The following is a 12,716-nucleotide window of genomic DNA, read 5'->3' as shown; positions in this document are numbered from 1 at the left end:
CCGGACATTTCCATGGCAATTGGTTTCATCAAGAAGATCTTCTCCTTCGGCAAGGACACCGTCGAAGAGAAAACCGTGCCGCCGCAGGAGGTAGTGCCGGAGGCGCCGGTTGCCGATGAGGCTTCGGTAACCGTCTCTGACGTTTCGGGACATCTCCCCGACACGGGGGGAGAGGAGGGGGCGACCGCCGAAGATGATCGCGATGATCCTAGCGAGGAGAGGGCTGGCGAGATTTTGCCATCCGTCGAACGCGCCCCGGATGAGGTCGGCACCCATCGCGAAGAAATCAAGGCAAGCGCCGGCATCGCTCCTGGCGAAAGCGTCGAGATGGAAGACCAGAGCGCTCCGCCTCCGATCTCCCCCCTTGCGGGGGAGATGCCCGGCAGTGCAGAGGGGGGTGAGCCCCCTCCCGAAGATGCCGCGCTTGGCGATGAGGTCGAGATACCTTCCTCTGTCCCTTCGGGACATCTTCCCCGCAAGGGGGGAGATTTGGGGGAGACCGAGGCGATTGCCGAGGACGACCGGACGGGCTTTGAGGAGGCCAGGGCCGGTGCGGACGATCGCGTCGCCTCGTCCGAGTCAAGCTCGCAAGACGCTCCGGAGATAACCGCACCGGAGACCGACGCTGCAGGCGAAGGCCCCGAGAAGCATGCCGACATCGCCGCTCCCGAAAACGTCCCGGAAGATGACGAGAGCGCCCCATCTCTTTCCCCCCTTGTGGGGGAGATGCCCGGCAGGGCAGAGGGGGATACCTCACCCGATGACCTCGCCGCCGCCGCTCCCAGCCTCCCCAAAGGCTTCGCAACCTCCGACAAGCGTCCGAAGGAGGCGGCACCGGCGCCGCAGCCGAAGCTTTCCTGGTACCAGCGGCTGCGCCGCGGTCTCGCCCGCACCTCGTCGCAGCTGACCGGCCAGATCGCCAGCCTGTTCACCAAGCGGAAACTCGACGAGGCGACGCTGCAGGACCTCGAGGACCTGTTAATCCAGGCGGATCTCGGCGTCGAGACGGCGATGCGCATCACCGACACGCTCGCCTCGGAGCGCTACGGCAAGGATGTGACGGGCGAGGACGTCTCGCGCATCATGGCCGGCGAGATCACCAAGGTGCTGGCGCCGGTCGCCAAACCGCTCGAACTCGATCTCAGCCATAAGCCGCACGTGATCCTCGTCGTCGGTGTCAATGGCACCGGCAAGACGACGACGATCGGCAAGCTCGCGGCAAAGCTATCCGGCGCGGGTTTGAAGGTCATGGTGGCGGCGGGCGACACGTTCCGGGCCGCGGCGATCGAGCAGCTGAAGATCTGGGCCGAGCGGACGAAGTCCGACATCGTCGCCTCGAAGCTCGGCGCCGACGCGGCCGGGCTTGCCTACGAGGCATTCCAGCTTGCCCGCGAGAAGAAGTCGGACGTGCTGATCATCGACACGGCCGGGCGGCTGCAGAACAAGGCCGAGTTGATGGCCGAGCTCGAAAAGATCGTCCGCGTCCTCGGCAAACTCGATCCCGACGCACCGCACACCGTGCTGCAGACCCTCGATGCGACGACCGGTCAGAATGCGCTGCAGCAAGTGGAGATCTTCCGCAATGTCGCCGGCGTCAGCGGCCTGATCATGACCAAGCTCGACGGTACGGCGCGCGGCGGCATCCTGGTGGCGATCTCCGCCAAGCACAAGCTGCCGGTCTATTTTATCGGTGTCGGCGAGGGTATCGACGATCTCGAACCCTTCGAGGCGAAGGACTTTGCCGAGGCGATCGCCGGGGTTGCCGCCGCTTGATCGAGAAACCGAGCGCTTGCAGCCTAAGCGGCTGCTGATATGGTTTTGCCGCAATGCTGGTGTTATGAGCAGCCAGAAATGCAAGAACAGGATCCGCACATGTCGACAATCGAGGCCGCCAAGCCGAAGACAGAGGTGAGCCCGCTCCTGAAGCTCGTGCTCGAGCTCGGACCGCTCATGGTCTTCTTTTTCGCCAATTCGCGCGGCGACTGGCTGGCAAGCCGCTTTCCGGCTCTTGCGGAGCTCGGCGAGCCGATCTTCATCGCCACCGGCCTGTTCATGGCAGCGACCGCCGCGGCACTCATCGCCTCCTGGATCATGACCCGCACCCTGCCGATGATGCCGCTGATCTCCGGCATCGTCGTCTTCGTCTTCGGCGCGCTGACCCTCTGGCTGCAGAACGACACCTTCATCAAGATGAAGCCGACCATCGTCAATACGCTCTTCGGCGCGATCCTGCTCGGCGGGCTGCTGTTCGGCAAGTCGCTGCTCGGCTATGTCTTCCACGCTGCCTTCAAGCTCGACGAGGACGGCTGGCGCAAGCTGACGATCCGCTGGGGCGTGTTCTTCCTGTTTCTCGCGGTCCTGAACGAGATCGTCTGGCGCACCTTCTCGACGGACTTCTGGGTCGCCTTCAAGGTCTGGGGAACGATGCCGATCACCATTCTCTTCACTCTTGCCCAGATGCCGCTGATCATGAAGCACTCGCTGGAACAGGAAGGTGCCGAGTGACGATCGCCGCCGGTACCGAGGATCACAGACAGCGCGCTTGGATCTGGCTGCTCGCCTGCCTCGGCGTCGTCGCGGTCCAGATCCTGACGCAGCATCTGATGGGACGGCTATGGATCTGCGAATGCGGCTACGTGAAATTATGGGAGGGCGTCGTCAATTCCAGCGGCAACTCCCAGCACATCGCCGACTGGTATACGCCGTCCCACATCATTCACGGCATTCTCTTCTACGGCCTCGGCTATCTCGTGCTGCGCGGCAAGCCTTTGAGCGCCCGTCTGCTGCTCGCGACCATGATCGAGTCTGCCTGGGAGATTGCCGAGAACACGCCGATGGTGATCAACCGCTATCGCTCCGCGACGATCTCGCTCGACTATTTCGGCGACAGCATTCTGAATTCCATCATGGACACGCTCGCCATGGCAGCGGGCTTCCTCATAGCATCGCGGCTGCCTGTGGCGGTAACCGTGGTGATCGCCATCGCCCTCGAACTCTTCACCGGCTGGCTGATCCGCGACAACCTGACACTCAACGTGCTGATGCTCGTCTGGCCGCTCGATGCAATTAAGGCGTGGCAGGCGGGACTTTAGCGCCCTTTCGCTGGGTTACTTGCCCCCTTATCCGGCCTGCCGGCCACCTTCTCCCCGCTCGCGGGGAGAAGGGACTGCGGCACCCGTTTGCTCTCTCGATTGGAGTCGGTGAGGTGCGTTCGGGTGGCGCCGCGGGTCTCCTTCGCCCGGCTTGCGGGGAGAAGGTGGCCGGCAGGCCGGATGAGGGGCAAAGGGCCGCTGCACCCTACGATCCGGCAAGCGCCTTCTCGATGGCCGGTAACAGCCCCTCCTTAAGGGTCCGCTCGTCAAGAGGGCCGGCGCGCTTGTAGAGGATCGTGCCATCGGCGCCTACCAGGAAGGATTCCGGAATCCCGTAGACGCCCCAGTCGATCGCCGCCTTGCCGTTCGGATCAATGCCGACCGCCGAGAACGGATTGCCGAGTTCGCCCAGGAACCGGAGCGCATTGTCATTGCGGTCCTTGTAGTTGATGCCGACGACGGTGAGCCGCGGATCCTTGGACAGTTCGAGGATGATCGGATGCTCCTGGCGGCAGGGGACGCACCAGGAGGCCCAGACATTGACGAGGGTCAGCTGGCCCTTGACGGCAGCGTCGGTCAGCGCCGGCATCGGCTGGCCGGAAGGCGTCGCGGCGCCCTCGAGCGGCGGCAGGTCGAGCTTCGGCGCCTTGCTGCCGATCAGGGCCGAGGGGATTTCGCTGACGTCCCTGCCGGAGTTCAACTGGCTCCAGAAGATCAGCGCCAGGCCAGCGAAGATCAGAAGCGGAAGGGCCGCGAGCAGATAGCGCAAGGCCCCGGGCCTGCGCTCGTCCGGCTGCGGCGCCTGCGTACTCGTCATTGGGCCTCTCCGCCTGAAACGTCCGCCGAACGGCGGCGAATGCCGGCGGCCTCGAGCGTCTTCAATTCGCGTTGGCGGGCGCGGCCGTCGCCGACAACCCAGTAGACGAGCCCCGCCACGACCGCGAGGGCGACGGCGTAGCTGGCAATCACATAGGCGGCATGGCTCATCATGGCGCGAGCGTCTCCCGTCCGGCATTGCGGGCCGCCTGTCGCCGGAGCGACGTCACCCGGCGGCGCCAGATCTCGTTGCGCATCGCGGCGATGTGCAGCGTGAAGAACAAGAGCGTGAAGCCGATCGCCATGATTATCAGCGGCCACAGGAATTCCGGATCGATCGTCGGCCCGTCGAGGCGCATGACGCTCGCCGGCTGATGCAGCGTGTTCCACCATTCGACCGAGAACTTGATGATCGGGATATTGACGAAGCCGACCAGCACGAGCACGGCGGAGACGCGCGCCGATCGGGCGGGATCGTCCATGGCGCGGTTCAGCGCCATCAGTCCGAGATACATGAGGAAAAGCACGAAGACGGAGGTCAGCCGCGCATCCCACACCCACCAGGTGCCCCACATCGGCTTGCCCCAGAGCGAACCAGTGACGAGCGCCAGGAAGGTGAAGGAGGCGCCGATCGGTGCAGCCGCCTTGGCCGACACATCGGCGAGCGGATGGCGCCACACAAGCGTGCCGAGCGCCGAGATCGCCATCACCGTGTAGCACATCATCGAAAGCCAGGCGGATGGCACATGCACATACATGATGCGCACAGTCTCGCCCTGCTGGTAGTCGCCCTCGGTCGTGAAGGAGAGCCAGAAGCCGACGGCAAAGAGCAATATCGTAATACCGGCCATCCACGGCAGCACCCGATCGGCCAGCGCCAGGAACCGGGTCGGGTTGGCGAGGTCGCTGAACTTGCGGATGGCCAGGCTGTTGTCGCTCATGACGGCTCTTTAACGCGGAAGCACCCCTTCCGCAATTGACCTACAGCGCCGCGCGTCTTTTGGACGCGCAAAGGTCGCTGTAGCACTTTGACGCGCTGCATAATTTTATCCTTAGCTCAAATGCGATCTAAGGAATTATGCAGTGGTCAATCACGATCGCGTCATTGAAATCAATCAGACGAATGTCGCAGTGCGGCGGCCGTCGCCACCGGTCCGATCACCGCGAAGAACAGGGTTATCGCCATCAATATCATGAAAGGCGGCAGAAAGGGGGCGGGATCTTCGACCGCCGCATAGACCGCGCTGACACCGAAGATCAGTACGGGGATGGCGAGCGGCAGCACGAGGATCGAGACGAGCAGTCCGCCGCGTGGCAGGACCACGGCAACGGCCGCGCCGACCGCCCCGATGAAGGTGATCGCCGGCGTCCCGGCGAAGAGCGTGAGCATCGTGGCGCCGATGGCAAGCTCGTCCATGTTCATGAAGAGGCCGAGAAACGGCGAGGCGACGACCAGCGGCAGGCCGGTGGCGGCCCAATGGGCGGCGCATTTGACGAAGACGGTGAGGACGAGCGGTGTCTCCTGCATCAGCAGCAGATCGAGCGAGCCGTCTTCGCGCTCCGCCTGGAACAGCCGGTCGAGGCCGAGAAGCGCGGCGAGCAGCGCGCCGATCCAGAGAATCGCCGGGCCGATCCGGGCGAGCAGATTGAGATCCGGCCCGACGCCGAAGGGGATCACGGAGACGACCGTCATGAAGAACAGCACGCCGATCATCGCACCACCGCCGGCGCGCACCGAAAGCTTCAGGTCCCGGAAGAAGAGAGCGATCAATCCGCAAACCCCGTCATCTGCAACGTCTTCAATTGTCCAATCCCCAGCGACTGGTGGGTGGCGACAATGACGATGCCGCCACGCTCGAGGTGGCGCGTTACCAATCCGGCAAAGAGCCTGTCCGCCCCGGCATCGAGAGCCGCCGTGGGCTCGTCGAGAATCCAGATCGGCCGATGGGCGACAAGCAGCTTCGCCATCGCCATGCGCCGCTGCTGGCCGGCGGAAAGATAGCCGAAGGGCAGATGGGTGATGCCGGCGAGCCCGACGGCGGCTGCGGCCGCAGCCAGATCGAGGCCGGAGCCGCCCGGCGAATTGCCGAGAAAGTGCTGCCAGAAGGAAAGATTTTCCTCGACCGTCAATTCCTGCTTCATCGCATTGCGGTGGCCGAGATAGTGGCTGAGCTCGCGCGGATGCTCATAGCCGGAGGGCCCGTCCTTGAGTGATAGCCTTCCCGATTCGACCTGAAGAAGGCCCGCCAGGACGCGCAGCAAAGTAGACTTTCCCGAGCCGTTCGGACCCGTCACGATCAGCGCTTCCCCGGTTGCAAGCGAAAAGGAAATATCGTGAAAAATCAAGTCTTCACCGCGCCTCGCGCTCAAACCCTCTACCAGCAGGCGCATCAATTTTTGGCTTTCCTTGACGCTCTTTTCCGCAGAGCAAAAAAAGTTCCGATTGAACCTTGGTTGGTCTGGCACGATTTGGAGAAATTATCTATAAGGCGGCCAACGCGCCAGCGGTCGGCGTGAATTTCATCCAAGCGCCGAACATGGAATGACATTCCACGTACGGACAGCGGAAATGGCCGCACCCGCATCCCATTTCGCGCCTCACAGGCGCTCGGGCGTTCGTACGTCAGTTTTTGGCGATCAGACGGAACGGGGTATTCCAGTGTCCAAGTCCCTAGACAGCTTCAATTGTCGCTCCACGCTCACGGTCAATGGCGTGGATTATGTCTATTACAGCCTGCCGAAAGCGGAAGCGAACGGGCTTTCCGGTGTGTCCAAGCTTCCCTATTCGATGAAGGTTCTGCTGGAAAACCTGCTGCGTAACGAGGATGACCGCTCGGTCACCAAGAAGGACATCGAAAACGTCGCCGCATGGCTCGGCGACAAGGGCACGGCGGAAAACGAGATCGCCTACCGTCCGGCACGCGTGCTGATGCAGGACTTCACCGGCGTTCCGGCCGTCGTCGATCTCGCAGCGATGCGCGACGCCATGGTCTCGCTCGGCGGCGACCCGGAAAAGATCAACCCGCTCGTTCCCGTCGACCTCGTCATCGACCACTCGGTCATCGTCGATGAATTCGGCACGCCGAACGCCTTTGCCCGCAACGTCGAACTCGAATACCAGCGCAACGGCGAACGCTACCGCTTCCTGAAGTGGGGCCAGCAGGCTTTCAAGAACTTCCGCGTCGTGCCGCCTGGCACCGGCATCTGTCACCAGGTCAATCTGGAATATCTCGGCCAGACGGTCTGGACCCGCGAAGAGAACGGCGAAATCACCGCTTACCCGGATACCTGCGTCGGCACTGACAGCCACACCACGATGATCAACGGCCTCGGCGTACTCGGCTGGGGCGTCGGCGGTATCGAAGCCGAAGCCGCGATGCTCGGCCAGCCAGTCTCGATGCTGTTGCCGGAAGTCATCGGCTTCAAGCTGACGGGCAAGCTCAAGGAAGGCGTCACGGCGACCGACCTGGTGCTGACCGTCGTGCAGATGCTGCGCAAGAAGGGCGTGGTCTCGAAGTTCGTCGAATTCTTCGGCCCCGGTCTCGACAACATGACGCTCGCCGACCGCGCGACGATCGGCAACATGGGTCCGGAATACGGCGCCACCTGCGGCTTCTTCCCAGTCGATGCCGAAACGATCAACTATCTCACCATGTCGGGCCGTGAAGAGCAGCGCATCGCGCTGGTCGAAGCCTATTCCAAGGCGCAGGGCATGTGGCGCGAGGGCGACGGCTCCGATCTCGTCTTCACAGACACGCTGGAGCTCGACCTCGGCGACGTTGTGCCGTCGATGGCCGGCCCGAAGCGTCCGGAAGGCCGCATCTCGCTGGAAAACATCGCCTCCGGCTTCGCCACTGCACTCGATAACGACTACAAGAAGCCCGGCCAGCTTGCGAACCGCTATGCGGTCGAAGGCACGGATTTCGACCTCGGCCATGGCGATGTCGCGATCGCGGCGATCACCTCCTGCACCAACACCTCGAACCCGTCGGTGCTGATCGCCGCCGGCCTGCTTGCCCGCAACGCCGTCGCCAAGGGTCTGAAGACCAAGCCCTGGGTCAAGACCTCGCTGGCACCGGGATCGCAGGTCGTCGGCGAATACCTGGCCAAGTCAGGCCTGCAGAAGGATCTCGACGCCCTCGGCTTCAACCTGGTCGGCTTCGGCTGCACGACCTGCATCGGCAACTCCGGCCCGCTGCCGGGGCCGATCTCGAAAACCATCAACGACAAGGGCCTGATCGCCGCCGGCGTTCTCTCCGGCAATCGCAACTTCGAAGGCCGCATCTCGCCGGACGTTCAGGCGAACTACCTCGCCTCGCCGCCGCTCGTCGTCGCCTACGCGCTCGCAGGTTCCGTCCAGAAGGACCTGACTAACGAGCCGATCGGCGAAGACAAGGATGGCAAGCCGGTCTACTTGAAGGACATCTGGCCGACCTCCAAGGAAATCCAGGAGTTCATCTTCAAGTACGTGACGCGTGAACTCTACGCGAGCAAGTACGCGGACGTCTTCAAGGGCGACGAAAACTGGCAGTCGGTCCAGATTCCGGCCGGGCAGACCTACGCATGGGACGAGGCGTCGACCTATGTCCAGAACCCGCCCTACTTCGTCGGCATGGGCAAGAAGGGCGCCGGAATCTCCGACATCAAGGGCGCTCGCGTCCTCGGGCTCTTCGGCGACAAGATCACCACCGACCACATTTCTCCGGCCGGGTCGATCAAGGCTGCATCGCCGGCAGGCAGCTATCTGCTCGAGCACGGCGTCGGCGTTGCCGATTTCAACCAGTATGGCACCCGCCGTGGCAACCATGAAGTGATGATGCGCGGCACCTTCGCAAACATCCGCATCCGCAATCACATGCTCGGCCCGAACGGCAAGGAAGGCGGCTACACGATCCACTATCCCTCCAAGGAGGAGATGTCGATCTACGACGCGGCGATGAAATACAAGGAAGAGGGCGTTCCGCTGGTCATCTTCGCCGGTGTCGAATACGGCAACGGTTCGTCGCGCGACTGGGCAGCCAAGGGCACCAACCTCCTCGGCGTCAAGGCCGTGATCGCCCAGTCCTTCGAGCGCATCCACCGCTCGAACCTCGTCGGCATGGGCGTCGTTCCTTTCGTCTTCGAGCAGGGCATGACCTGGGATTCGCTCGGTCTCAAAGGCGACGAGGTCGTGACGATCGAAGGTCTCGCCAACGTCCAGCCGCGCGAGAAGCGCGTCGCCAAGATCACCTATGGCGACGGTTCGGTGAAGGAAGTGCCGCTCATCTGCCGCATCGACACGCTGGATGAGGTCACCTACGTCAACAATGGCGGCATTCTGCAGACGGTTCTGCGCGATCTCGCGGCCTGAGCGGGTCGCCTGACCGCAACGGATCAAGCCGGGGCATCAGCCGATGCCCCGGCTTTTTGCTGCTTCGGAATGCTGCGCGCGCCTACAGGCCGGTTTTCCCCAACCGAGCGGCAGGTCACTCCAACGTGACTTTCTGTTGAAACCGGGCCGTCGTATGTAATGTATTCCACGGATGAAAGACGCCCGCCCGACAAACCCAAGTGAAGCCATGACATTCGCACCGACGCCAATGATCCGCCGCCTGGCCCTGACGATAGGGCTTTTCGGAGCCATCGGCGGCACGGCGGCGGCAGACAATGTCAAGACGTTCAAGGGCGTCGTCGAGCTCTTTACCAGCCAGGGCTGTTCGTCCTGTCCGCCGGCCGACGCCGCATTGAAGACGCTCGTCGACGAGGGCGAGGTCGTGGCGCTCGCCTATCATGTCGACTACTGGAACTATCTCGGCTGGGCCGACACGCTCGCCACCAAGGAGAACACCGAGCGGCAATATGCCTATGCCCGGATGCTTGGCCGTAGCGGCGTCTACACGCCCCAGGTGGTTCTGAACGGCCGCGACCACATGAACGGCTCCGACTTGCAGGCGATCAAGACCCGTCTGGCGACGATGAGCGCCAGCGGCGGCGGCCTTGCCGTGCCGGTCGATGCCTCGATCGGCGGCGAGGAAATCTCCATCAAGGTCGGCGCCGGCGAGGGCAAGGCGAATGTCGTCGTCGTTTATTTCGACCGGGCCAGGGAGGTCAAGGTCGAAAGAGGCGAGAACAAAGGCAGAGAGATCGCCTATTGGCACGCGGTCAAGGATATCCAGACCATCGGCATGTGGGACGGCAAGCCCGCCCAGTTTACGCTGCCCGCGTCGGTGCTGATCGAGGGGCGTGGCAACAGCGGCTGCGCCATCCTGTTGCAATCGATGAAGAATGCGGAAACGCCAGGCCCGATCATCGGCGCCGCAACCCTTCTGGCCGGCCCGCAGGGCAGGCTTTAGCAGCTCCCGACGACGGCGTTTTGATTCGGAATTGCAGCCGACGATTGGCTAGAGGATGGTTCGGCCCGGCAGCATCGAGGGGCTGGGGCTGAGGGTTCGAAGTTACCGGACCGAACCGGTCATGTCCGCGTTTGGAAACCTCCCGCAGCATGACGACCTGTCCGGACATACGGTGGCAACGACTCTGTCCGGCAGCGGTCGGAGTTTTGCGGTGAATTGGGGCGGCGATTTGACTGAATTGCGGCAAGGGCAAGAATTGCCCGCCTTACCAACAGCTTCCGGCTTGCATTTCGTCTCTCGTCAGGCACACTGTCATGGTCCTGACACATCAGAGGGCCGTATTGCTGATGACAGATGAATCGGATTTGCCGGAGGGCGAAACGCGTCACCAGGGCCAGACCACATCCAATGTGGTCGTCGATTTTCATGAATACAAGCAAGCCAAGAATCCACCGCCCGTCACCTTCCACCGGCGTGAGCTGGATCTGATTCTCAGACTCTACGGCCGCATGGTCGGCGAGGGCGAATGGCGCGACTATGCGATCGATCATTTGAAGGACCGTGCCGTTTTCTCGGTGTTCAAACGCGCCGGGGAGGTCCCGCTCTACCGGATCGAAAAGAACCCGAAGCTTGCCGCCAAGCAGGGCACCTACAGCGTTCTGAACGCCCAGGGCACAATCTTGAAGCGCGGCCATGAGCTCACCCAGGTCCTCAAGGTCTTCAACAAGGTGCTGAAGCTCGTCGAGACGTGAGGCGAGTTTCTACGACGTCGTTCCCGTGCTGCCCCTCATTCGGCCTGCCGGCGACCTTCACCCCGCAAGCGGGGCGAAGTGACAGCGCGCTACGCTCACGTCCCCTCCCCCACGTGCGAGAGAGGGCCAGGCTGAGGGGCGATCCTAACGTCAGCTGCGATAGAGCGTATCCGGGTAGACGCCCTCGGCGGGCAGGGTGTCCGTTCCTTTGCCGAGCGGGAGCTGCATGATCGCGGTATCCAGCCAGCGCCCATGCTTGAAGCCAGTCGCCTTCATCAACCCCTGCTGCTCGAAGCCGAGGGCGGCGTGAAGCGCGATGGAGGAAGGGTGTGCACCGCCGATCACGGCCACCATCTGGCGGAAGCCGAGTGTCGTGCAGCGCTGGACCAACTCCTTGAGCAGGGCCTTGCCAATGCCTTTGCCGCGCGCTTCCGGCGCCAGATAGATGGAGTCCTCGACCAGGAACCGATACGCGGCGCGCGTGCGGAATGCCGAAGCATAGGCGTAGCCGAGAACCGCGCCGCGTTCGTCCACGGCCACGACATAGGGGTAGCCGTTGCCGGTGATCGTGGTGAAGCGCAGCGCCATCTCCGCCTCGGAAGGCGGCGCCACCTCATAGGTCGCTACGCCGTTCAGGACGGATTCGCTGTAGATCTCGGTGATCGCAGGAAGATCGGTGGCGACGGCGTCGCGAAGCGTGAAGGTCATGGTCGGTTTTCGTCGTTACGATTACCGCAGCATTCGCATGAAGCGGCCGGATCGATCAAGATTCCGGGCAACAAAAAAGGCGGCCGGAGCCGCCTTCTTCGTCAATTCAGGTCCTGACTACTCGTTCTTGTTGCCCATGAACTGCAGCAGGAACATGAACAGGTTGATGAAGTCGAGGTAGAGGGTCAGCGCGCCCATGATGGCCTTGCGGCCGGCAACCGCGACGTCATCGGCCTCAAAGTACATTTCCTTGATCTTCTGGGTGTCATAGGCGGTCAGGCCAGCGAAGACCAGAACACCGATGACGGAGATCGCGAAGCCAAGGGCCGACGAGGCAAGGAAGATGTTGACGATCGACGCGATGATCAGGCCGAAGAGGCCCATGATCAGGAACGTGCCGAAGCCAGACAGGTCCTTCTTCGTCGTGTAGCCGTAAAGCGAGAGCGCCCCGAACGAGGCGGCCGTCACGAAGAACGTCTGCACGATGCTCTGCCCGGTGAAGACCAGGAAGATCGAGGACAACGAAAGGCCCATCAGCGCAGCGTAGATCCAGAACGTCGCCTGTGCGGCGGAAACACTCATGGAGTTGATGCGGAAGCTCATGAAGAAGACCAACGCCAAAGGCGCCAGCATCACGACCCACTTCAGCGGCGAGGCGTAGATGAGCTGGGCGAATGCCGGATTGGAGACGGCAAGCGCGTAGGTCCCGTAAGCTGCCACGCCGGTGATCGCCAGCCCCAGGGCCATCAGGTTGTAGACCTTCAGCATATATGCGCGAAGGCCTTCATCGATCACGGCACCCGCCTGAGCGCCGGCGGGCGACATTCGGGTTTGATAGTTTCTGAGATCAGCCATTGTTTCCTCTTTAAGCCCCGGTTGGAATTACGGTGTCGGGCAGCAAAGGGTCTGTACCAGCTCACGCCCAGGCGCCGCTGCGGGGCTCCAGCATGCCTGTGGACAAATATGATGATGAAAGCCGCGCCGCACAAGACCCGAGCCGGCCCGAATCGCGCAAA

The 12,716-nt window shown here is 62.8% G+C and carries 13 protein-coding genes; 6 read left to right on the top strand and 7 right to left on the bottom strand.

Annotated elements, in window-relative coordinates; genetic code table 11:
- Nucleotides 1-12 precede the first annotated feature (12 nt).
- The 3 genes from ftsY (at nt 13) to CO676_RS12395 (ending at nt 3,092) form a co-directional block, all read left to right on the top strand.
- A complete protein-coding gene (gene ftsY / locus CO676_RS12405; RefSeq protein WP_097521293.1) occupies nt 13-1,773 on the top strand; it encodes a signal recognition particle-docking protein FtsY in 1,761 nt (586 codons plus the stop codon).
- A 99-nt stretch (nt 1,774-1,872) separates the two neighbouring features.
- A complete protein-coding gene (locus tag CO676_RS12400; protein ID WP_014766375.1) occupies nt 1,873-2,505 on the top strand; it encodes a septation protein A in 633 nt (210 codons plus the stop codon).
- Nucleotides 2,502-3,092 (top strand): DUF2585 domain-containing protein, encoded by a 591-nt coding sequence (locus CO676_RS12395; RefSeq protein WP_097521292.1) that lies wholly within the window; start codon nt 2,502-2,504, stop codon nt 3,090-3,092. The genes CO676_RS12400 and CO676_RS12395 overlap by 4 nt, the downstream gene beginning before the upstream one ends.
- A gap of 205 nt (nt 3,093-3,297) precedes the next feature.
- Here CO676_RS12395 and CO676_RS12390 read toward each other — a convergent pair whose 3' ends face one another.
- From CO676_RS12390 to ccmA, 5 genes are all read right to left on the bottom strand, one after another.
- On the bottom strand, nt 3,298-3,909 hold the full coding sequence (locus CO676_RS12390; protein WP_014766373.1) for a DsbE family thiol:disulfide interchange protein: 612 nt from the start codon (nt 3,907-3,909) through the stop codon (nt 3,298-3,300).
- Nucleotides 3,906-4,082 carry a heme exporter protein CcmD gene (ccmD, locus tag CO676_RS12385; RefSeq protein ID WP_014766372.1) on the bottom strand — a complete coding sequence of 59 codons (177 nt, stop codon included), beginning with the start codon at nt 4,080-4,082 and terminating at the stop codon, nt 3,906-3,908. Before ccmD ends, CO676_RS12390 begins: the two co-directional genes overlap by 4 nt.
- A complete protein-coding gene (locus CO676_RS12380) occupies nt 4,079-4,849 on the bottom strand; it encodes a heme ABC transporter permease (protein WP_014766371.1) in 771 nt (256 codons plus the stop codon). The genes ccmD and CO676_RS12380 overlap by 4 nt, the downstream gene beginning before the upstream one ends.
- A gap of 170 nt (nt 4,850-5,019) precedes the next feature.
- Complete coding sequence (ccmB, locus tag CO676_RS12375; protein ID WP_014766370.1) at nt 5,020-5,679, bottom strand: heme exporter protein CcmB; 660 nt, start codon at nt 5,677-5,679, stop codon at nt 5,020-5,022.
- Nucleotides 5,676-6,299 (bottom strand): heme ABC exporter ATP-binding protein CcmA, encoded by a 624-nt coding sequence (gene ccmA / locus CO676_RS12370; protein WP_097521291.1) that lies wholly within the window; start codon nt 6,297-6,299, stop codon nt 5,676-5,678. Before ccmA ends, ccmB begins: the two co-directional genes overlap by 4 nt.
- 268 nt (nt 6,300-6,567) lie before the next feature.
- On the opposite strand from ccmA, the gene acnA reads away from it, so the two are divergent.
- From acnA to CO676_RS12355, 3 genes are all read left to right on the top strand, one after another.
- A complete protein-coding gene (gene acnA, locus CO676_RS12365; protein ID WP_014766368.1) occupies nt 6,568-9,258 on the top strand; it encodes an aconitate hydratase AcnA in 2,691 nt (896 codons plus the stop codon).
- A 208-nt stretch (nt 9,259-9,466) separates the two neighbouring features.
- Complete coding sequence (locus CO676_RS12360) at nt 9,467-10,240, top strand: thioredoxin family protein (protein ID WP_014766367.1); 774 nt, start codon at nt 9,467-9,469, stop codon at nt 10,238-10,240.
- A 341-nt stretch (nt 10,241-10,581) separates the two neighbouring features.
- Entirely contained in the window at nt 10,582-10,992 is a 411-nt protein-coding gene (locus tag CO676_RS12355; RefSeq protein WP_080605852.1) for a DUF2794 domain-containing protein, read from the top strand.
- Nucleotides 10,993-11,142: 150 nt separating this feature from the next.
- Here CO676_RS12355 and CO676_RS12350 read toward each other — a convergent pair whose 3' ends face one another.
- Nucleotides 11,143-11,700, bottom strand: a complete 558-nt coding sequence (locus CO676_RS12350) for a GNAT family N-acetyltransferase (protein ID WP_014766365.1) — start codon at nt 11,698-11,700, stop codon at nt 11,143-11,145.
- Nucleotides 11,701-11,817: 117 nt separating this feature from the next.
- The gene (locus CO676_RS12345) at nt 11,818-12,555 is read right to left on the bottom strand and encodes a Bax inhibitor-1/YccA family protein (RefSeq protein WP_014766364.1); all 738 of its coding nucleotides are present in this window, start codon (nt 12,553-12,555) and stop codon (nt 11,818-11,820) included.
- Between the last annotated feature and the right edge of the window lie 161 nt (nt 12,556-12,716).

Source organism: Sinorhizobium sp. BJ1 (genome assembly GCF_002531555.1).
In the GTDB taxonomy this organism is placed as follows: Bacteria; Pseudomonadota; Alphaproteobacteria; order Rhizobiales; family Rhizobiaceae; genus Sinorhizobium; species Sinorhizobium fredii_B.
This window is presented reverse-complemented; position numbering and strand designations above follow the sequence as displayed.